The sequence below is a fragment of the Comamonas sp. Z3 genome (assembly GCF_008121565.1).
GTDB lineage: Bacteria > Pseudomonadota > Gammaproteobacteria > Burkholderiales > Burkholderiaceae_C > Comamonas > Comamonas brasiliensis.
Genome location: NZ_VOQU01000011.1, coordinates 73,141 through 92,304, shown reverse-complemented (window position 1 = coordinate 92,304; position 19,164 = coordinate 73,141). Strand labels below are relative to the sequence as shown.

Here is a 19,164-nt window from a genome sequence, read left to right as displayed (position 1 = left end):
ATGAATATGCCAGCACATTTTTTGAATCAAATCGGCGTCAATCCCAATCAGGGTAAGCGTAAGCAGCTCACTTTTATGAAGAATTCTCCCCGGGCGCTGCCCCGCTGGATGCCGCGTCTGCTGCCGCTTGCTGCGGCGCTGGCGCTGGCCGCCTGTTCCACCCAGCCCGCCTATCAGCCGCCACGGCTGGATGTGCCGGCCCGGTTCAAGGAGGCCACGCCAGAGGCCGCGCAGTTCGGCGTCTGGCAACCCGCGCAGAGCTCGGCGGCCAGCCCGTCCGCCGCAGTGCCCGACCAGTGGTGGACGGTGTATGGCGACAGCACGCTGGATCAGCTGCAGCAAGCGGCAGCCGCAGGCAACCCCAGCGTGGAGCAGGCCGTGGCCCGTCTGCGCTCGGCCCAGGCGGCCGTCGCCAGCAGCCGCGCCGCGCAATTGCCCACGCTCAGCACCACGGGCAGCGGCTCGCGTGCCTTGACCGGCGGCGGCACCTACAGCAATACCAACGGCGAGAACGTGGCGCGCAGCGGCAGCATCAACAACAACTTCTCGCTGGGCCTGAGCGCCAGCTGGGAGCTGGATCTCTGGGGCAAGCTCTCGGGCGCGGTGGATGCCAGCCGGGCTTCGGCCCAGGCCAGTGCCGACGATCTGGCTGCGGCCCGTCTGTCGGCCCAGGCATCGGTGGCCCAGACCTATTTCTCGCTGCGTGCCGCCGAGGCGCAGATGAAGTATCTGCAGGAGAGCCTGGAGGCCTACGGGCAAAGCCTGAAACTCACGCAGAACCGCTACCAGGCGGGCGTGGTGTCTTCGGCCGATGTGGCCCAGGCCCAGTCCCAGTACAAGAGCACCCAGGCCAGCCTGCTCGACGCCCAGATCACCCGTGCGCAGTACGAGCATGCACTGGCGGCCTTGCTGGGCAAGGCTCCGGCCAACTTCAGCCTGCCGGTCACCGGCCACCTGCCGACGCCGCCGGCAGTGCCCGAGATGCTGGCCTCCACCTTGCTGGAGAGGCGCCCCGACATTGCTGCTGCCGAGCGCCGCGTGGCCTTGGCCAATGCGCAGATCGGCGTGGCGCGCGCGGCCTATTTCCCTTCGCTGACCCTGTCGGCATCGGCCGGCTATCGCAACTCCGTGCTCTCCGATCTGCTCAATGCACCGAATCTGTTCTGGTCGCTGGGCCCGGCGCTGGCCATGAGTCTGTTTGACGGTGGAGCGCGTTCGGCGGCCGTGGAGTCGGCCCGTGCCACACTGGACCTGAATGCCGCCGCCTACAAGCAGACCGTGCTGACGGCGCTGCAGGAGGTGGAGGACAATCTGGTCGCTGCCGTCAATCTGGCGCAGGAGGAGCAGGTGCAGACCGAGGCCCTGGCCGCAGCGCAGAAATCGCTGACCGTGGCCAACAACCAGTACCAGGCCGGTATCGTGGCCTATCTGAACGTGATCTCGGCCCAGACGACGGTGCTCAGTGCCCGGAACAACCTCAACAGCGTCAGAAACCGCAGGCTGACGGCCGTGAACACCTTGCTCAAGAATGTGGCAGGGCGCTGGGAGCCTCTGGGCGCGGGGCTGCGCAAAGAGTGAGCGGGCCGTGCAGGCTTGTGGTCTGGGTTACAACCGTGGCTCCGTTGTTGTGAAGATCAAACCATGAGCATTGCTGTTTTCTACCTGCGCAATTCCGAGCCCGAGGGCCAGACACCGGTCTGGCAGCCGCAATGCCGGGCCTTCTCCGATGCGCAGATGAGCGAGGCGCTGGCCCTGTGCCAGCAGCTGCGCAAGGACGAGCGCCATGCCCATGTGGTGATTTCGTCGGAGTTGCGCGATATGGTCGGGCCCGTGGGCGTGTCTGCGGTCGAGGACGGCAAGACGCCCGATGGCGTGGACTATCAGTGGAGCAAGGCCGGGCGTGCCGGGGCCAGTCGCAGGAATGCGGCCGAGCCGCCCAGGCAGCGCCAGGATATGGACTGCTGAGCCCGGCCGGCTGGGCCTCGAATATGGCGCGTCGGCGTGCAGCTGCTGTGCACGGCTGTCCCACCGTGATTTGAGGGACAGGCCGGACAGCTTCGTGATAAAACCTGCTCCATTCCCTGGCCGCCATCTCTGGGGTAGGGTTGGGTCTGCGGTGCAGGGCATGTCGGCTTGTGCAGCCTGTCGCCCTTGTCTGCCAGCTATCGCCTGTTTCACCGGGAGTCCGAGATGTTTAAGAAAGCTTTGCTCTTAGGGACTGTCGCTGCCGTTGCGGGGTGCAGCAACAACGGCGCACCTGGCGAAACCCAGGTCAAGCAAGCGCTCTATGACTACTACGCGACCGCGGATGGCAGGGACGATCTGAATCAGGCGCTGGATAAAGAGGTCAGCGTGAAAAACTGCCGACAGGATGGTTCGGGCTATCGCTGCACCATTCAGAACCAGAGTCTGGGAAGCACCATCGACATGCTGTTCGTCTTTGACAAAGGGGACAGCAAGTGGAAATTCCAGCGCGAAGCTTCCTGATCTGCGAAGCATCAGAGAGGGTCAAGCAGATGTCGATTCAGGGTCTGTGAGCCGCGAGGCCAGGGGCGCCAAAGCGCACTCAGGCCGCGACGGCCTGGGCGCACCGGACGGCAGCCGTGCCGCTCCAGGGTGGCCAAACAAGTGCTTGACGGTCTGCCATCAGGCCGCCTGTACCTTGGCCAGATAGCCGGCCAGCAACTGCATGCTGCCGCTCCAGCCCATCTTCATGCTGGCATGCGAGCTGTCGAACAGCGCTTCTTCGACCGGGCTGGCATCGAGAGCGCGCCATTCCAGATGCAGGCGCGTGCCGCCGGCTTCCTCGCTGAGCGTGGTGGTCGACAAGGTGTAAAGCGGCCATTGCGGCGCCATCGGATGGCGCGTGACGCCGCCAGCGGTATCGCTGAACTGCACCACGACGACGATGCGCTCGGGCGCTTTCAACTCCCTGAAGCGCCATTTGCCCCACATGGCGGGCGCCTGGGGCATGGCCTCGGCGCGCATGCCGTAATGAAAGCTGCCGCCTTCGCGTGCATCCACATCGCATTGCGTCATGATCATGCCGGGCGGGCGCATCCACTGGCTCAGGTGCTCGCCTTGCGTGAAGGCCGCGTAGACCAGCTCGCGCGGTGCCTTGATGAATTGCTCGATGACAAACGGGGCAGAGAGTCGCTCGGTCATGGACATGCCTTTGCAGATCGCTTGGAGCCATCCATTGTGCACAGCGAGCACCTGACTTCAAGCGCCGCGTCCTCGGGCTTGGATGTCAGGCTTCGAGATCAAAGGCCTGGCTCAGTGCATCGCCGAACTGCGTGGAGCCCGAAAGACAGAGGCTGACCGTGGTGCGGCCCGTGGCCGAGGCCTGCAGCTCCAGTCTGCCTGCTGCCCTGTCGAAGCGGGCGCTCAGGGGTTGGCCGTCATCGTCCTGTGCCTGCAGGTCATAGTCCCAGTCATTGCCGTCTTCCAGGGCGCCCTGGCGGCCCGCAAACTTCTGGCTGGCCCAGCGCAGCAGGGCTTCGATTTCGCCGGCCAAAGCCGGCACGCGCTCGGCCCTGACGCTGGCCATGGCGTCCCAGGTGCCCGTGCCTTCTTCATCTTCGCTGTAATCGAATTCCAGATAATCCAGAGCCATGGCATATTGCGCGCTGTTGAGAGGGACGCCATTGTGCCTGTGCCTTGCTTCGCGCATGGCTGTGGGTTCTTTGGTCAAAATCAGCCGTAGACATATATATACAAGGCATTGTCAGCTATGAATTCTGAACTCGACGATGGCTGCGAGTCGCTGTGCATGGTGCAGGCTCTGCAGGTGAGCTTCGGCTACCCGGGCCGGGTAGTGGCCCATGAGGCCTCGCATTGCTGGCATGCCGGACTGTGTCTGCTGCAAGGCGACGAGGGCACGGGCAAGACCAGCTGGCTCAAGGCATTGGCCGGGCAATTGCCGCTGCGCGTGGGCTTGATGCACTATCCGTTCGCCGACAACGGCCGCCTGGCTGCAAGCTCCTGCTTCTGGCAGGATCCACGCCAGCCGCTCAACGATGTCTACAACCAGATGCCGGCCGAGAGCTGGGTGGCTTTGCAGCGCACGCTGTATGCGCATTGGTCGCAGAAGCAGTTCGAGCAGCATGTGCAGGGCTTCGGGCTGGAGCCGCATTTGCACAAGCCGCTGCTGGCCCTGTCATCGGGCACGCAGCGCAAGCTGTGGATGGCCGCCGGCTGGGCCAGCGCAGCCGAGCTGGTACTGATCGACGAGCCGCTGGCGGCGCTGGACAAGCCGTCCGAGCGCTATGTGCAGCATGCGCTGGCGGCCATGGCCGCTGAGCTCAAGAATCCGGCACGGCCCCGCAGCGTCATCGTGGCGCATTGGGATGCCATGCAGGGTGTGGACTGGGAGGATGTGATGGTGCTGGCTACATCGCCTTGAAGCGCGTTGCGTAGAGACGGCTGACGGCCAGTTTTTCAGGGCGGTCACGCAGCAGCAGGCTCAGGCGCCCGGACTCGTCACGCTGGGCGCTGGCAATGGCTTGCGCCCGCACCACGGTGCCGCGATGGATTTGCCAGAACTCGCGCGCGTCGAGCTGCGGCAGCAAATCCTTCAGCGGGGTACGGATCAGATACTCCTGACTGGCCGTCAGCACGCGCAGGTATTTGTCGGCGGCTTCGAGGTAGATGATGTCCTGTACCCTCACCATATGGATCTGGTTGCCGACGCTGGCCTGGATGATCTGCAGCGCGGCGGGGACCTGCCCCAGCAGTTGCTGCTGCAGCCCGAGCAGCTGCTCGAGCTGACGGTGATTCTGCATGGCAAGGTCCGTGCCCTGCGCCGGCTGGCGCTGCTGCCACCACTGCTGCAGGCGCTGCACGGTCTGGCCGAGGCGCGCCGCCTGCACCGGCTTGAGCACATAGTCCATGGCGCAGGCCTCGAAGGCCGCCAGGGCGTACTGGTCGTAGGCGGTGACAAAGACAATCGCCGGCAGCGCTTGCTCTTCGGGCCAGGCATCGGCGATTTCGGCGGCAGCTTCCAGCCCCGTCTGGCCGGGCATGCGAATGTCCAGGAACAGCAGATCGGGCAGCCGGGTCAGCGCCTGCTGCACGGCGCTGATGCCGTCGGCCACCCTGGCCTCTATATGCAACTGGGGCCAGAGCTGGCCCAGCAACTGCTGCAATGCCAGGGCCAGCAGCGGTTCGTCTTCGGCAATCAGGGCGCGCGGCGGGCTGGTGTTCATGGCTGGGGCTTCAGGGGGAGTGCGATGCAGGCCCTGGTTCCGCCTGCGCTGTCTGCTGTCAGGTCGAAGCGGGCAGCGCTGCCGTAGCGGCTGGCCAGGCGTTCGCGAATCTGCTGCAGGCCAAAGCCTGAGCCCGAAGGCGGCTGGCCAGGCAGCTCGGGCAGGCCCAGGCCATTGTCATGCACGCTGAGCAGGAGATGGCTGTCATCCAGCATTCCGGCCTGAACGGCAATATGGCCGCCGGCCAGCTGGGGCTCAAGTCCATGGCGAATGCTGTTCTCCACCAGCGGCTGCAGCAGCAGGGGCGGCACAGGCAGTCCGGCCAGATCGGCGGGCAGCGTCAGGGAGTAGGTGAGTCTGTCGCCCATGCGGATCTGCATCAGGGCCAGGTAGTCGGTCAGCAAGGCAAATTCGCTGGCAAGACTGTGGGTGCCGTTGCGTGAACCGGCAAGCGTGGCACGCAGGTAGGCAATCAGATGGTCGAGCATCTGCTCGGCACGTGGCGCATCGCTGGCAATCAGCACGCGCAGATTGGCCAGGGTGTTGAACAGCATATGTGGCTCCAGCTGGGCCTGCAGCAGGCTGAGCCTGGCTTCGGCGGCCTGGCGCTGGGCCTGCTCTGCCTGCATCTGCAGATGGCGCGATTTGCCCACCACATAAAAGCCCCAGGACATGGCAATGCTGGTCGCCATGGTGATGGCAAACGGCAGCCATAGCGAGGGCCTGCCTGCGGCGGGCAGTTCGGGATGGAACTGCTGAACATAGAGGCTACCCAGCGGATTGCCCAGAACCAGCCCTGCTGCAATTCCCAGCGGCACCACGGCCATGCCGCGCAGGCCGCGCGGCCAGGGAATCTGGTCGGACTCGCGCCAGCGCAGCCTGAGCAGATCGATGCTCAGCCAGCTGATCAGGCCTATGGCCAGCGAGTAGGCGAGGTTGACATCCCACAGGCCCTGGCCCAGAGCGGTCAGGGCCGCGGCGATCAGCAGGCAGGCCGCCACGGTGATGCCGGCGTGACGAAGCAGGGGGGCGGGCGCGAACATGGACATGACAGCCATGGTAGGTGATGGGGGATCCGGCAACTAGCGCTTTTCGCTGCGCTTGAGCGTTTTCAGCTCGTGCTCCAGCAACTGCTGAAAGAGCGGGCTGCCGGGTGCCAGCAGCCAGACCACGGCGCCATGTATCAGCAGGCCCAGACCCCAGCCCAGAGCCGGGTAGACCGCCCAGTGCCGTCCCTGACCCAGAGCCAGGGCCAGGGCCAGGGCCATCAGGCCCAGATTCACTGCGGCATAGACCGCAGCATGGATATACCAGCCCAGCTTCATGCCGGCGCGGCGGCGTGCCTGCTGGTGCAGAACGTCTTCAGAGATCGGGTTCATGTCTTTTCCTTGTAGTGCTTGGGATGAGTACGGGGCTCAGGCCAGTCCTTGCCACAGCAGCTTGCCGAGCAGGCGGCCTGGAAGCAGCGTGAACAGCCCTGCGACCACGCAGCTGCCGAAGTACAGCTTGCGCATGACGCTGCGGTGCTGGCCGATGCGTCGATGGGCCAGATGCCAGAAGGACAGTGCCAGGCCACCCAGCGTCACGGGGATCAGCAGATGGATGGGCGTGAAGCCTGCCCAGTTGGGCAGGCTGAAGTCGCGTATGAACAAGGCGGAGATGGCCGTGGCCAGCATGAGCAGCACAAAGCCACGGCCTGCAATTCTGTGCACCCAGGGCAGCGGGCCGGCCTGGCGCCTGGCCCAGAGTGCAATGGCTCCGGTCAAGGTGGCTGCGATGGCGCAACCCATGTGAAAGGCAATCAGAGGTGTGAGTGTCATGGCTGGCTCCTGGTGCTTGCACATGACTGTGCAAGCAGGGCCTGCTGGCGGCCAGCGCCTTGCGACGAAATGACAGAAACCCGGAGCCAGCTGCAACCCCGTGGGTGTGACCGGTGTGGCTGCCTGGTTTGTGCGCGCACACATACCACGCAGCGGCTTCAGGGTTGGCAGTTTGCCGTGGATCCCGTTGAGGCTCCAGGGTGTTTGACATCGTTGGCGGGGGTTGATTACTAAAATTAACGATTCTGAAAATCATTCTCAATAATTTAAAAAATGTTTCTGCTGCGACCGATTTCCCTGGCTGCCCTCGCACTGTGCAGCCAGCAGACTGTTTTTGCCCAGACTTCCAGCACTGAATCAGAGGCTGCCCTGCAGACCGTGACCGTGGAGGCCAGCGCCGATGCTTCGGCCCAGGGTCTGGCCAAGCCTTTTGCGGGCGGGCAGGTGGCGCGCGGCGCGCGTGTCGGCGTGCTGGGAAACCAGGACATGATGGAGACTCCGTTTTCCGCTACCAGCTATACGAGTGATCTGATTCAGGATCAGCAGGCCAAGAGCGTGGGCGACGTGCTGCTCAACGATGCAGGCGTGCGCTCGGCGCGTGGCTTCGGCAATTTCCAGCAGGCCTACTTTGTGCGCGGCTTTGTGCTGTATTCCGATGATGTGGCCTATAACGGCCTGTACGGTCTGGTGCCGCGCCAATACATGGCGTCGGAGTTCGTGGAGCGCGTGGAAGTGTTTCGCGGAGCGAATGCCTTTCTCAGCGGCGCGGGTGCGGGCAGCGTCAGCGGCGGCGGTCTGGGCGGCCTGATCAATGTGGTGCCCAAGCGCGCTGGCAACGAGCCGCTCAATCGTGTCACCCTGGGTGGCGCCAGCGGCGGGCAGGCCTATGCCGCAGCCGATGTGGCCCGCCGCTTCGGCCCCGATGATGCAGCCGGTGTGCGCCTGAACCTTGCGCGCCGCAGCGGCGGCACCGGCGTGAGCGGTGAGAAGGTCCACACCACTGTCGGTTCGCTGGGCCTGGACTGGCGCAGCAGCCGTGCACGTCTGTCGGCCGATCTGGGCTGGCAGGAGCACAAGCTGACGGCGCCGCGTCCCTCGCTGACGCCTTCGGACAATCTGCCCATTCCGGCGGCTCCTGACAGCAAGACCAACTACGCCCAGCCCTGGACCTACTCCAACAGCCGTGACCTGTTCGGCACCGTGCGTGGGGAATACGACTTCAACGACCAATGGACCGGCTGGGCCGCTGTGGGCATGCGCCGGGGCAGCGAGGACAACGCGCTGTCGGGCCTGACGCTGTCCAGCGCGGCTGGCGATGCCTCGGTCAACCGCTTCGACAACACGCGCAGGAACCGCGTCAAGACCGGCGAGCTGGGCCTGCGCGGCAGGTTTGAGACCGGTGCGGTCAAGCACTCGGTGGTGGCTTCGCTGTCGGCCTTCGACGCCAGCGAGCGCAATGCCTGGGGTTACAACTATGCAACCGGCCAGAGCAACAACATCTACAACCCGGTGGCCCTGCCTGCGCCTGCCTATACCGGACTGGGCGGCATACTGGGCAGCCCGCGCGAGATCGAGCGCATCAAGACCAGCAGCCTGGCGCTGGCCGATACCCTGGGCTTCATGGATGAGCGCCTGCTGCTGACGGTGGGCATGCGCTACCAGACCATCAAGGTCGATGGCTTTGATGCCACGACGGGCGCGAGCTCGGGCAGCTATGACAAGAGCCGCGTGACGCCGGTGGCGGGCCTGGTGTTCAAGCTGACCCCCGAGGTGTCGGCTTATGCCAACTACATCGAAGGGTTGGCCAAGGGCGGCAGCGCGCCCATGACCAACGGTGGTCAGGTGGTCAGCAATGCAGGCCAGGTGTTCGCTCCCTATGTCTCCCGCCAGAAGGAGGTGGGCCTCAAATACGACGGCGGCAATATCGGTGCCAGCGCCTCCTTCTTCACCACCAGCATGCCCAGCGCCTATGTGGAGAACAATGTCTACGGGGTATTCGGCAAGCAGCGCAACCGCGGTCTGGAGTTCAATGTGTTCGGCGAGCCCGTCAAGGGCCTGCGCGTGCTCGGCGGCCTGACCCTGCTGGACGCCAAATACCTGACCACGGCGAGTGGCGCCAATGACGGCAAGCGCGTGGTGGGCGTGCCCCGCAGCCAGGCCAATATCGGCGCTGACTGGGATGTGCCGGGCGTGCGCGGTCTGGCATTGAATGCTCGGCTGATGTATACCGGCGCACAGTACGCCAATGCAGGCAATACCCAGCGCGTGCCGGCCTGGACCCGCTTTGACCTGGGCGCCCGCTACCTGATGGACGTCGGCGGCAAGCTGGTGACCCTGAATGCACGCGTGGACAACGTGGCCAACCGCAACTACTGGGCCTCGGTCGGCGGCTATGCCACCAACGGCTATCTGGTCCAGGGCGCACCGCGTACCTTCTCCCTGACCGCCAGCGTGGACTTCTGATGCGCGCTCTGTGGACCGTGGTTCATCGCTGGGTAGGCCTGTTTCTCGCGGCTTTCCTGGTCATGACCGGTCTCACGGGAGCGGTGCTCTCGTGGGATCATGAAATCGACGACTGGCTCAACGCCGACATGCTGCACACGCCGGGACGCGGCCCGCTGCAGACGCCGCTGCAACTGGCCCAGGCCGTGCAGGCGGCCGATGCGCGCGTCGAGATCTCCTATATGAGCCTGGGCCTGCGCGAGGGTGAGGCAGCCTCCTTTCTGGTGCGCCCGCTGCTGGACCAGGGCACGGGCAAGCCCCATGTGCTGGGCTACAACACGGTGTTCGTGGACCCGGTGACGGGCTCCATCACCGGCCACCGCGACTCCAAGAGCCTGGCCCTGAGCTGGCGCAATCTCATGCCCTGGCTGCGCCATCTGCATGAAAGCCTGCTCAGCCCCACGTTTGCGGGCAGCAACCGCTGGGGCTACTGGTTCATGGGCGGTCTCGCGCTGCTGTGGCTGGCCGACAGCTTCTGGGCCCTGGTGCTGACCCTGCCGGTGAAGAAGAAGGCGGCTGCGGCCGGGGCGCAGGATGCCCCCGCCAAGGCTGGCGGCAAGTCCTGGTGGGCGCGCTGGATGCCGTCCTGGCGCATACGCTGGGGCGCCGGTGCCTACAAGCTCAATTTCGATCTGCACCGCGCGGGCGGGCTGTGGATCTGGGGCGTGATCGTCATCGTGGCCTTTACCTCGTTCTCGATCAATCTCTACCGCGAGGTGTTCTACCCCGTGATGAGCAAGGTCTCGACCACCACGCCCGGCCCTTACGAGACGCTCAAGCCGGCGCCTTTCGGCAGCTTCATCGAGCCGAAGATCGGTTTTGCCACGGCCATCGAGATCGCGCGCAAGGAGGCGGTGCAGCTGGGCATCAAGACCGAGGCCGGAGGTATCTGGTATGGCGGGGATTTCCCGTTCTACAACGTGTCCTTCTTCGATCCCGACGATGAGACCGGGGCCATGGGCATGGGGCTGTCCAATGTCTATGTGAGCTCGGAAAGCGGCGAGGTGCTGGGCAGCTATCGTCCCTGGCACGGCACGGGAGCCGATGTGTTCGTGCAGCTGCAGCTGCCGCTGCACAGCGGTCGCATCCTGGGCACCTTCGGGCGTGTGCTGATATCGCTGGTCGGCGTGATGGTGGCCATGCTGTCCATCACCGGCGTCGTCATCTGGTGGAAAAAACGTCGCGCCCGGCGAACGGCCCTGGCCGCTGTCTCCGCCTGAAACCACAAAGCCACCTTGCGGTGGCTTTGTGCATTGCGCGCTGCGCGGAAGCGGCAAAGCCGCTCAGGCGGCTCAGTCCTTCTTCAGGCACTCGCTCATGAAGGTCTTGCGCTCGTCGCCCTTTTTGCCGGCGGCGTCGGCATTGCAGCTCTTCATGCGTTCCTGCTGACGCTTCTTGCCGTCGGACAGGCAGGACTTCATGAACTCCTTGCGTTCATCGCCCTTCTTGCCGGTGGCTTCGGTGTTGCAGGTGCCCATGAGCTGCTGCTGGGCGGTTTTGGGTTTGTCGCCAGCAGCCATGCTCATGCTGCAGGCCAGGGACACGACAGCCAGGACCACAAATTTTTTCATGATGGTGTGATTTTTGAAAAAACGCCGACAACCGGCGCGCAGCTATTGCAGCACAGGCGCGTGAATTTGCCCATCACCACAAGCCATGTCTTGTAAAAGTTTGCGATTGTCTGTCGATCGGTGGCCGGAAAAGGTCTTGTGAGCGCGAGCGGGAAAATGGCGAGCGGATAATGGGCGGCTTTGCTTCAACCCTGCATCCAAAGGACGATTCGCGTGGATACTTTATTGCTGGTCAAGGCCGCCATCATGGGCATTGTGGAAGGGCTGACCGAGTTCTTGCCGATTTCCTCCACCGGCCACCTGATCCTGGCCGGTTCGCTGATGGGCTTCGTCGGCGGCAAGGCCAAGGTGTTTGAGATTGCGATCCAGACCGGGGCCATCTTTGCCGTGATGCTGGTGTATTGGCAGAAGATCCGGGACACGCTGGTGGAACTGCCCAGCAGCCGCCAGGCGCAGAAGTTCGCGCTCAACGTACTCATCGGCTTTTTGCCTGCCGTGGTGCTGGCGCTGCTGTTCGGAAAATACGTGCAGGAGCATCTGTTCACGCCCGTCATCGTGGCGACCACCTTCATCCTCGGCGGTTTCGTGATTCTCTGGGCCGAGAACCGGCCGGCCGCTGCCACCCGTGTGCAGTCGGTGGACGATATGACGGCTCTCGATGCGCTCAAGGTCGGCCTGGTGCAGTGCTTTGCCCTGGTGCCCGGCACCAGCCGCAGCGGCTCCACCATCATCGGCGGCATGCTCATGGGCCTGTCGCGCAAGGCGGCCACCGACTTCTCGTTCTTCCTGGCCATGCCCACGCTGATCGGCGCGGGCGTCTACAGCCTCTACAAGGAGCGCGCGCTGCTGTCCATGGCGGATGTGCCGCTGTTTGCCGTGGGCCTGATCTTCTCGTTCATCAGCGCCTGGCTGTGCGTGCGCTGGCTGCTGCGCTTTATCTCCACCAACAGCTTTGTGCCCTTTGCCTGGTACCGCATCGTTTTCGGCATCATCGTGCTGGTGACGGCCTATACCGGCATCGTGGACTGGCACCATTGAGTGCCTTGGCGCTGTTCGCAGAAAAGCCGCTTGCGTGATTGCAAGCGGCTTTTTTCATAGCTGCTAACGCTTGTCTCGATTGAGTTTCAGATAGTTTTAATGCTGAAATCGTTATCTGAAAAGCGCAAGAAGCTACTTATTTATGAGTGCTGCCAGCGGATTTCTGCAGAATGGTCTGCTCCATATTGAGCAGCGAAGCCTCGATGGCGGCGGCGGTGGCCTCGGGCCGCTCCATGGGAAACAGATGGCCGCCGTCGAGCATGGTGATGCGCCCGCGGGTGATGCGCTGCGTCATCTCCATGCCCACCTGGCGCATCTCCACCGACGAGCGACCGCCGATGAAGGCCACCGGGCAACGCACGGGGTGACGCCTGAGCTGGTTGTTGAGATTGCTGGGCAGGGTGTTGTAGATGGCGGTTTCCACCTCGCGCCTGAACAGCAGGCTGCGCTTGCCCTGGTCGTCCTCCAGGCCGTGCTGCACATAGTCCTGCAGCACCTGCGGGTGCCACTGGGCAAAGGCCTTCTTGCCACGGAAATACTCCAGCGCCTCCTCGTTGCTGGCCCAGGTGGTGCGCCGGCGCTGGCTGATCTTGCCCGGGGAGACCGAGGCCACGATCTGCGTCTGCTTGGCCAGGCCCACGGCGTTCGCTTTCCAGCCGCCCAGCAGGGGCGAGTCGATCAGCAGCACGCCGCGCGCCAGATCGGGGCGCTTGGAGGCCGCCTGAAAACTCAGAATGCCGCCCAGCGAGTGGCCCACGAGATAGACCGGCCGGCCGTGCCGCTCGACCTGCTGCTCGATGTATTCGATCAGCTCGTCCACCAGATGCGGCCAGTGGTTGGTGACGGGGCGCTGCGGGTCATGGCCGAAGCGCTGCACGCCCCCTGCCTCGATGCCGCGCTGGCGCAGCAGCGAAAACAGCAGGCGATAGGTGCCTATGGGAAAGCTGTTGGCATGCGCGAAGACCACGGGCAGGGTGTTCGTCGTACTGGCAGTGGCAGTGTGCTGGGACATGGCGCGGGACAGGCTGGACAGTAAAAACGCCCCATGGGGGCGTTGGATGTGTCGATCAGTTTAGCGCCTGGACAGCGCCGCCTGTCTTTGCATGCGCGCCTGCTCCTCTGCCGTCTGCAGGCGCTGGTATTCATCGGCCATGCTCAGGCCCGCCTGAGCCGGCACCACGGGCTGGCGCAGTGCGGCGGGCGGATTATTGCCTGCACCCAGCCCATGGGCCGAGCGCGAGGCGACGGGCGCGCCGACCTTGACCAGCGGATGTGCGCGCGGGCTGTGGATGCGAATCGGCGTATCGGTCTGGCCGCCGTCCCAGGCCGGGTCGTCGATGCTGTCGAAGACATGGCGCAGGCGCTCGCCCCAGCTGTCGTGCAGCATGCGCAGATAGGGATTGTCGGCGTCCAGGCAGACAATGCGGTCCGTGGCGAAGCGGTTGTTCTCGTAGACGATCAGATCCAGCGGCAGGCCCACCGAGAGGTTGGACTTGAGCGTGCTGTCCATGGACACCAGCGCGCACTTTGCGGCCTCGTCCAGCGGGGTTTCGGAGGTGATGACGCGGTCCAGCACGGGCTTGCCGTACTTGGATTCGCCGATCTGGAAGTAGGGCGTCTCGCCCGTGGCCTCGATGAAGTTGCCTGCCGAATAGACCTGGAACAGGCGCATGCGCTCGCCCTGGATCTGGCCGCCGAAAATCATGGAGACATTGAAGTCCACCCCGGCGCGCTGCAGGGCCGTGGCCTCGCGCTCATGCACATGGCGCACGGCCGCGCCCAGCACGCGCGCGGCATCGAACATGCTGCGCACATTCCAGATGGTCAGCATCTCGTCCGTGGTCGTGTCGTGCAGCTGAAAGCTCTCCAGCAGCTCGCGCACCGACTGGGTGATGGAAAGATTGCCAGCCGATTGCAGCACCATGAAGCGCTCGCCCGGTTGCTCGTACAGCATGACCTTGCGGAAGGTGCTGATCTGGTCGAGTCCTGCATTGGTGCGGGAGTCGGACAGAAACACCAGGCCGGCGTTGAGCTTGAGGGCGACGCAGTATGTCATGGGTGATAGAGACAATAATGAAAAACGTATGAATGTCAGGCGCAGCAAGCGCTGAGTGCTTTTAAATAGATAGCTGCAAACGCAGGCTGCCACGTGATTTTAGAAGGGTTTTAATAACGCCGGTGGCGGCCCTGTAACTGTTGCCGGTGCCCCATCCAAGCCCGTGTGCAGGGCCGGGCTGAGGAAGTCCCTGAGATGCAGAGCCTGTATGCGTGAGAAGATGCCGCCCCTTGATAGAACACTTGCTTACAGCTGGTTAGAAGAGGGTCTCCCATGCACGCATTTCGCAACCTGTCGATACGGACCAAGCTCATGTCCAGCATGCTGGCCTGCCTGCTGCTGTTCGTGGCGATTTCCACGACGCTGGGCTTTGTGCTGACAGGCGCCAGCCTGCGCGAGCGTGTGGTGGGACAGGAGCTGCCGGCCGTGGTGGGGGAGATCCGTAACGACATCCTGCGCCAGATCGGCACGCCGCTGGCCATGGCCAGATCCCTGGCCGGCAACAGCTATGTGCTGGACTGGGAAGCTGCGGGCGAACCCGAGGACGGCAATGCCGCGTGGGCCAGATACGCCCAGGCGGTCAAGCAGCAGGCCGGGGCCTCCTCGGTGTTCTGGGTGTCGGGCAGCACGGGCCAGTACTTTGGCGAGCAGGGGGTGACGCGCAGGCTGGCGCCCAAGGGCCAGGGCGACCAGTGGTTCTACGAGCTGCTGGCCGGCGACAAGTCGCAGGTGCTGGAGATCGACAAGGACGTCAGCTCCAACGCCTATATGCTGTTCATCAATGTCCGCTTCGATGCGGGCCAGGGCAGGCAGGGCATTGCGGGCCTGGGCCTGTCGGTGGACGGGCTGGCCCAGGCCGTGCGCGCCTACCAGGTGGGTGAGTCCGGCTCGGTCTCCCTGGTGCGCGGCAACGGCAGCATTCTCGTGCACCGCGACCCGGCGCTGGTGGACGGCAAGCACTGGCTCAAGGACCGGCCCGGCTTCAGTGCCGGGCTCAGCGCTGCGCTGCTGAACCGCGAGCGCTTTGCCCATGCCATGTACGAGGCGCCCTCGGGCCGGCAGCTGATTGCCTCTTCCTATGTGCCCGAGCTGGACCTGTATGTGATTGCCGAGCTGCCCGAGGCCCAGGTGCTGGGCGGCGTGCGCCGCACCATCGCGCTGACCTCGGCCGTGGCTGGCCTCGTGGGCGGCGGCATAGGCCTGCTGGTGATCTGGCTGGTGAGCCGGGCGATTGCGGCACCTGTGGGACGCGCGGCGCGGATGCTGGAGGAGATTGCCGATGGCCATGGCGACCTGAGCCGTCGCATGCCGGTGGAGAGCAATGACGAGGTGGGGGCTCTGGCCTCGGCCTTCAACCGCTTTGTCTCGTCGCTTGAGCGCATGGTGGGGGCCGTGCGCCAGGCCGCCGATTCGATTTCCGTGGCCAGCTCAGAGGTGGCCCAGGGCAACCAGGATCTGAGCCAGCGCACCGAGCAGGCGGCCAGTGCCCTGCAGCAGACGGCGGCATCGCTGTCGGTGCTGACGGACAGCGTGCAGGCCAATACCGAGGCCACGCGCAGTGCGGGCGAGCTGGCGCAGTCGGCGCGCGGCGTGGCCGAGCGCGGCGGTGCAGCATTCGAGCAGGTGGTGGTGACCATGGAAGGCATCAACCACGCGTCGCGCAAGATTGCCGACATCATCGGTGTGATCGACTCGATTGCCTTCCAGACCAATATCCTGGCGCTGAATGCGGCGGTGGAGGCTGCGCGTGCCGGTGAGCAGGGCCGGGGCTTCGCCGTGGTGGCGGCCGAGGTGCGCAGCCTGGCCCAGCGCTCGGCCGAGGCCGCCAAGGAGGTGCGCCAGCTCATCACCGACTCCGTGACCCAGGTGGGCAGTGGATCGCAGCAGGTGGAGCATGCGGGCGCCACCATGCAGGAACTGCTGGACGCCGTGGCCAGGGTGACGCGGATCATCGAGGAGATCAGCGATGCTTCGCAGACCCAGGGGCGCGGCATTGCCGAGATCAACCAGTCCGTGGCCGGGCTGGACGATGCCACGCAGCAGAACTCCGCCCTGGTCGAGCAGTCGGCCGCCGCAGCAGTCAGCCTGCGCGAGCAGGCCGCACGCCTGATGGGCGAGGTGTCTGCCTTCAAGCTGGGTGACAGACCCCAGGGTCGCCCGTCCGTGCAGGAGCGGCAGCCGCAGCTGCTGGAGGCCTGAACGCAAGCCGGGCCTGAAGAGATCGGGCCCGGGCTTGAGTCCGCAAGGCTTAGGACATGTTCTTAGGCGGCGCTGGTGCTCAGTTTCTTGAGCTGGTAGAGCACCTCCAGCGCTTCGCGCGGGCTCAGTGCATCGGGGTTGACGTCGGCCATGGCCTGATCCAGCGGGCTGAGGGCGGCGCTGGCGTCCACCAGCTCCGGTGCATCGAACAGATTGACCTGCAGCTCGTTCTCGCCGGCCTGGGATTCGAGGGCTTCCAGTGCATGGCGCGCATGGTTGAGAACGCCTGCGGGCATGCCGGCCAGCTTGGCCACCTGGATACCGTAGCTGCGGCTGGCGGGCCCGGCCTGGATCTCGTGCAGAAACACGATGTCGCTGCCCGACTCTGCAGCGCTGACATGCACGTTGACGGCGGCCTTGGCCTTGGCGGGCAGCTCGGTCAGCTCGAAGTAGTGCGTGGCAAACAGCGTGAACGCCTTGGTCTTGTCATGCAGCTGGCTGGCAATGCCGCTGGCCAGGGCCAGTCCGTCGAAGGTGCTGGTGCCGCGGCCGATCTCGTCCATCAGCACCAGGGAGTGGGGCGTGGCCGAATGCAGAATCTGCGCGGCCTCGGTCATCTCCATCATGAAGGTGGACTGGGCATTGGCCAGATCGTCGGCGGCGCCGATACGCGTGTGGATGGCATCGATGGGCCCCAGGCGGCAAGCGCCGGCCGGCACATAGCTGCCCATGCTGGCCAGCAGCACGATCAAGGCCACCTGGCGCATATAGGTCGATTTACCGCCCATGTTCGGGCCGGTGATGATCTGCATGCGCGTGTTGAGGTTCATGCGCGTGTGGTTGGCAATGAAGCTGCCGCTGGAGGTCTCGGCCATGCGTGCTTCCACCACGGGGTGGCGACCGGCCTCGATCTCTATGCATGGCTGGCTGACGAACTGCGGCTCGGCCCAGTTCAGCGTCAGAGAGCGCTCGGCCAGCGTGCACAGAACGTCCAGTGCGGCAATTGCCTGGGCCACGCGCGTGAGCTGGGGGACATGGGGCTGAAGCTGGTCGAGCAGCTGCTCGAACAGGAACTTCTCGCGCTGCAGCGCTCGCTCCTGGGCCGACAAGGCCTTGTCCTCGAAGGCCTTGAGTTCCGGCGTGATGTAGCGCTCGGCGTTCTTGAGCGTCTGGCGGCGGCGAAAACGCTCGGGGACCGCGTCCTTGTAGCTGTTGGTGACCTCGATATAGAAGCCATGCACCTTGTTGAACTGCACGCGCAGATTGGGAATGCCGGTGAGCAGCTTTTCCTTGGCCTCCAGCTCCAGCAGAAACTCGTCGCAGTTGTTCTGGATGGCGCGCAGCTCATCGAGTTCGGCATCAAAGCCCGTGGCAATCACGCCGCCGTCGCGCACCAGAGCCGCCGGTTCTTCGAGAATTGCGCGGGCCAGCAGCTCGGCACAGCCTTCGGGCGGAATCAGGTCGTTGAAGATCTGCGTCAGATAGGCGGATGGCGCTTGTCCGGATTGCGCCAGCAGCTTCGCTTTTTCCAGTGTTTTGGACAGGCCTACCAGCTCGCGCGGGCGCACCTGGCGCAGGGCGATGCGGGCGGTAATGCGCTCCACATCGCTCACGCCCTTGAGCTCGGCACGCAAGGCTTGCCAGGGTGCCATGCCCGCTCCCGTGCCGCGCAGCACGCCTATGGCTTCCAGGCGCTGCATGGCGGATTGGCGATTGCGCTCGGGCTCCAGCAGCCAGGTCTTGAGCAGACGGCTGCCCATGCCGGTCATGCAACTGTCCAGCAGGGAGAACAGCGTGGGCGAATCTTCGCCGCGCAGCGTCTTGACCAGCTCCAGATTGCGGCGCGTGGCCAGCGGCAGCGCAATCAGCTCGTCGTCGCGCTGCACCTGGATGGCGTGGATGTGGGTCAGGTTGCGGCCCTGGGTATGTTCTGCATAGGACAGCAGTGCGGCACTGGCGCCATGGGCCAGCGGCAGGCCTTCTGCCTCCCAGGCCTTGAGGCTGGCCGCGCCCAGCAGCTCCAGCAGCTTGCGCTCGCCCAGGCCCGAGTCGAACTGCCAGTCGGGGCGAGGAGACAGGGGGCAGCTGATGGCGCTGCTGTGCTTGACGGCAAACAATGCCTGCTCGAAGCGCTCGGTGACGCCTGCGCTGTAGATCACCTCGCTGGGCGCAATGCGCGACAGCCAGGCACCCAGTTCATCGGCCGCGCATTCGGCCATATGGATGCGGCCCTGGGTCACGGCCATCCAGGCCAGACCGCAGCGCTGGCGACCGGCGGTGTGCACGGCGACCAGGATGGCTTCGCTCTTGTCGGACAGCAGTTCGCTGTCCGTCAGCGTGCCGGGCGTGACCACACGCACCACCTTGCGCTCGACCGGGCCCTTGCCTGCGCCAATCTCTCCGACCTGCTCACAGATCGCCACCGACTCGCCCATCTTGATCAGGCGGCCCAGATAGTTCTCGAGAGCGTGAAACGGCACGCCAGCCATGGGAATGGGCTGGCCGGCGGTCTGACCGCGCGAGGTCAGCGTGATGTCCAGCAGGCGCGTGACCTTCTCGGCATCGCCAAAGAACAGCTCGTAAAAGTCACCCATGCGGTAGAAAACCAGCGTGTCGGGGTAGTCGGCTTTGAGCTTGAAGTACTGCTGCATCATCGGCGTATGCGCCGAGAGGTCAGCCATGTCTGGGGAATAGGGCAGCGACGGGGATTCTGTGCTTTTCTGGGTCATCGCTTCAGCGGTATGCAATACAGGGGGCGCTGCGCCAGAGCC

The 19,164-nt window shown here is 64.7% G+C and carries 18 protein-coding genes; 8 read left to right on the top strand and 10 right to left on the bottom strand.

Features of this window, described 5'->3' with window-relative positions:
* The 3 genes from FSY59_RS25890 to FSY59_RS25880 all read left to right on the top strand — a co-directional run bounded on the left by FSY59_RS25890 (window position 1) and on the right by FSY59_RS25880 (window position 2,487).
* A complete protein-coding gene (locus tag FSY59_RS25890; protein WP_003052880.1) occupies window positions 1-1,578 on the top strand; it encodes an efflux transporter outer membrane subunit in 1,578 nt (525 codons plus the stop codon).
* A gap of 63 nt (window positions 1,579-1,641) precedes the next feature.
* A complete protein-coding gene (locus tag FSY59_RS25885; protein WP_003052881.1) occupies window positions 1,642-1,965 on the top strand; it encodes a hypothetical protein in 324 nt (107 codons plus the stop codon).
* 225 nt (window positions 1,966-2,190) lie between these two features.
* Window positions 2,191-2,487, top strand: coding sequence for a hypothetical protein (locus FSY59_RS25880; RefSeq protein ID WP_003052883.1), 297 nt, complete (start codon window positions 2,191-2,193; stop codon window positions 2,485-2,487).
* Between the two features lie 159 nt (window positions 2,488-2,646).
* Here the strand turns inward: FSY59_RS25880 and FSY59_RS25875 are convergent, their stop codons facing one another.
* Together FSY59_RS25875 and FSY59_RS25870 are read right to left on the bottom strand one after the other, a co-directional pair.
* A complete protein-coding gene (locus tag FSY59_RS25875) occupies window positions 2,647-3,165 on the bottom strand; it encodes an SRPBCC domain-containing protein (protein WP_148729953.1) in 519 nt (172 codons plus the stop codon).
* Between the two features lie 85 nt (window positions 3,166-3,250).
* The gene (locus FSY59_RS25870) at window positions 3,251-3,616 is read right to left on the bottom strand and encodes a hypothetical protein (protein WP_187427990.1); all 366 of its coding nucleotides are present in this window, start codon (window positions 3,614-3,616) and stop codon (window positions 3,251-3,253) included.
* A 117-nt stretch (window positions 3,617-3,733) separates the two neighbouring features.
* On the opposite strand from FSY59_RS25870, the gene FSY59_RS25865 reads away from it, so the two are divergent.
* A complete protein-coding gene (locus tag FSY59_RS25865) occupies window positions 3,734-4,405 on the top strand; it encodes an ATP-binding cassette domain-containing protein (protein WP_148729951.1) in 672 nt (223 codons plus the stop codon).
* Here FSY59_RS25865 and FSY59_RS25860 read toward each other — a convergent pair.
* From FSY59_RS25860 to FSY59_RS25845, 4 genes are read right to left on the bottom strand one after another with little or no spacing between them, the layout of a single operon-like run.
* A complete protein-coding gene (locus tag FSY59_RS25860; RefSeq protein ID WP_148729950.1) occupies window positions 4,392-5,207 on the bottom strand; it encodes a LytTR family DNA-binding domain-containing protein in 816 nt (271 codons plus the stop codon). The two genes, FSY59_RS25865 and FSY59_RS25860, sit on opposite strands and share 14 nt — an antisense overlap.
* Window positions 5,204-6,265 (bottom strand): sensor histidine kinase, encoded by a 1,062-nt coding sequence (locus tag FSY59_RS25855; protein ID WP_003052891.1) that lies wholly within the window; start codon window positions 6,263-6,265, stop codon window positions 5,204-5,206. The genes FSY59_RS25860 and FSY59_RS25855 overlap by 4 nt, the downstream gene beginning before the upstream one ends.
* 24 nt (window positions 6,266-6,289) lie before the next feature.
* Entirely contained in the window at window positions 6,290-6,586 is a 297-nt protein-coding gene (locus tag FSY59_RS25850) for a 2TM domain-containing protein (protein WP_148729949.1), read from the bottom strand.
* Between the two features lie 36 nt (window positions 6,587-6,622).
* Window positions 6,623-7,027, bottom strand: a complete 405-nt coding sequence (locus FSY59_RS25845) for a DUF2306 domain-containing protein (RefSeq protein ID WP_050872186.1) — start codon at window positions 7,025-7,027, stop codon at window positions 6,623-6,625.
* Between the two features lie 273 nt (window positions 7,028-7,300).
* Here FSY59_RS25845 and FSY59_RS25840 point away from each other — a divergent pair, with 273 nt between their 5' ends.
* Both FSY59_RS25840 and FSY59_RS25835 read left to right on the top strand, forming a co-directional pair.
* Window positions 7,301-9,490 (top strand): TonB-dependent siderophore receptor, encoded by a 2,190-nt coding sequence (locus FSY59_RS25840; RefSeq protein ID WP_148729948.1) that lies wholly within the window; start codon window positions 7,301-7,303, stop codon window positions 9,488-9,490.
* Window positions 9,490-10,749, top strand: coding sequence for a PepSY domain-containing protein (locus tag FSY59_RS25835; protein ID WP_148729947.1), 1,260 nt, complete (start codon window positions 9,490-9,492; stop codon window positions 10,747-10,749). Before FSY59_RS25840 ends, FSY59_RS25835 begins: the two co-directional genes overlap by 1 nt.
* Window positions 10,750-10,821: 72 nt before the next feature.
* On the opposite strand, the gene FSY59_RS25830 is transcribed toward FSY59_RS25835, so the two are convergent.
* A complete protein-coding gene (locus FSY59_RS25830) occupies window positions 10,822-11,100 on the bottom strand; it encodes a PsiF family protein (RefSeq protein ID WP_148729946.1) in 279 nt (92 codons plus the stop codon).
* 213 nt (window positions 11,101-11,313) lie between these two features.
* Between FSY59_RS25830 and FSY59_RS25825 the strand changes: the two genes are divergently transcribed.
* Window positions 11,314-12,138 (top strand): undecaprenyl-diphosphate phosphatase, encoded by an 825-nt coding sequence (locus tag FSY59_RS25825; RefSeq protein WP_003052903.1) that lies wholly within the window; start codon window positions 11,314-11,316, stop codon window positions 12,136-12,138.
* 136 nt (window positions 12,139-12,274) lie between these two features.
* Here the strand turns inward: FSY59_RS25825 and FSY59_RS25820 are convergent, their stop codons facing one another.
* Entirely contained in the window at window positions 12,275-13,150 is an 876-nt protein-coding gene (locus FSY59_RS25820; RefSeq protein ID WP_003052906.1) for an alpha/beta fold hydrolase, read from the bottom strand.
* A gap of 60 nt (window positions 13,151-13,210) precedes the next feature.
* Window positions 13,211-14,194 (bottom strand): proteasome-type protease, encoded by a 984-nt coding sequence (locus tag FSY59_RS25815; protein ID WP_003052908.1) that lies wholly within the window; start codon window positions 14,192-14,194, stop codon window positions 13,211-13,213.
* Between the two features lie 273 nt (window positions 14,195-14,467).
* Between FSY59_RS25815 and FSY59_RS25810 the strand changes: the two genes are divergently transcribed.
* Entirely contained in the window at window positions 14,468-16,393 is a 1,926-nt protein-coding gene (locus tag FSY59_RS25810) for a methyl-accepting chemotaxis protein (RefSeq protein WP_148729945.1), read from the top strand.
* A 62-nt stretch (window positions 16,394-16,455) separates the two neighbouring features.
* Here FSY59_RS25810 and mutS read toward each other — a convergent pair whose 3' ends face one another.
* The gene (gene mutS, locus FSY59_RS25805) at window positions 16,456-19,047 is read right to left on the bottom strand and encodes a DNA mismatch repair protein MutS (protein ID WP_172671638.1); all 2,592 of its coding nucleotides are present in this window, start codon (window positions 19,045-19,047) and stop codon (window positions 16,456-16,458) included.
* Between the last annotated feature and the right edge of the window lie 117 nt (window positions 19,048-19,164).

What these genes read in the sequence shown, in the direction of transcription:
- FSY59_RS25865 (WP_148729951.1), top strand. Translation starts at nt 3,734, where the DNA reads ATGAATTCTGAACTCGACGATGGCTGCGAGTCGCTGTGCATGGTGCAG.
- FSY59_RS25880 (WP_003052883.1), top strand. Translation starts at nt 2,191, where the DNA reads ATGTTTAAGAAAGCTTTGCTCTTAGGGACTGTCGCTGCCGTTGCGGGG.
- FSY59_RS25875 (WP_148729953.1), bottom strand. Translation starts at nt 3,165, where the DNA reads ATGACCGAGCGACTCTCTGCCCCGTTTGTCATCGAGCAATTCATCAAG.
- FSY59_RS25890 (WP_003052880.1), top strand. Translation starts at nt 1, where the DNA reads ATGAATATGCCAGCACATTTTTTGAATCAAATCGGCGTCAATCCCAAT.
- FSY59_RS25840 (WP_148729948.1), top strand. Translation starts at nt 7,301, where the DNA reads ATGTTTCTGCTGCGACCGATTTCCCTGGCTGCCCTCGCACTGTGCAGC.
- mutS (WP_172671638.1), bottom strand. Translation starts at nt 19,047, where the DNA reads ATGATGCAGCAGTACTTCAAGCTCAAAGCCGACTACCCCGACACGCTG.
- FSY59_RS25830 (WP_148729946.1), bottom strand. Translation starts at nt 11,100, where the DNA reads ATGAAAAAATTTGTGGTCCTGGCTGTCGTGTCCCTGGCCTGCAGCATG.
- FSY59_RS25885 (WP_003052881.1), top strand. Translation starts at nt 1,642, where the DNA reads ATGAGCATTGCTGTTTTCTACCTGCGCAATTCCGAGCCCGAGGGCCAG.
- FSY59_RS25815 (WP_003052908.1), bottom strand. Translation starts at nt 14,194, where the DNA reads ATGACATACTGCGTCGCCCTCAAGCTCAACGCCGGCCTGGTGTTTCTG.
- FSY59_RS25835 (WP_148729947.1), top strand. Translation starts at nt 9,490, where the DNA reads ATGCGCGCTCTGTGGACCGTGGTTCATCGCTGGGTAGGCCTGTTTCTC.
- FSY59_RS25845 (WP_050872186.1), bottom strand. Translation starts at nt 7,027, where the DNA reads ATGACACTCACACCTCTGATTGCCTTTCACATGGGTTGCGCCATCGCA.
- FSY59_RS25870 (WP_187427990.1), bottom strand. Translation starts at nt 3,616, where the DNA reads ATGGCTCTGGATTATCTGGAATTCGATTACAGCGAAGATGAAGAAGGC.
- FSY59_RS25860 (WP_148729950.1), bottom strand. Translation starts at nt 5,207, where the DNA reads ATGAACACCAGCCCGCCGCGCGCCCTGATTGCCGAAGACGAACCGCTG.
- FSY59_RS25810 (WP_148729945.1), top strand. Translation starts at nt 14,468, where the DNA reads ATGCACGCATTTCGCAACCTGTCGATACGGACCAAGCTCATGTCCAGC.
- FSY59_RS25855 (WP_003052891.1), bottom strand. Translation starts at nt 6,265, where the DNA reads ATGGCTGTCATGTCCATGTTCGCGCCCGCCCCCCTGCTTCGTCACGCC.
- FSY59_RS25820 (WP_003052906.1), bottom strand. Translation starts at nt 13,150, where the DNA reads ATGTCCCAGCACACTGCCACTGCCAGTACGACGAACACCCTGCCCGTG.
- FSY59_RS25850 (WP_148729949.1), bottom strand. Translation starts at nt 6,586, where the DNA reads ATGAACCCGATCTCTGAAGACGTTCTGCACCAGCAGGCACGCCGCCGC.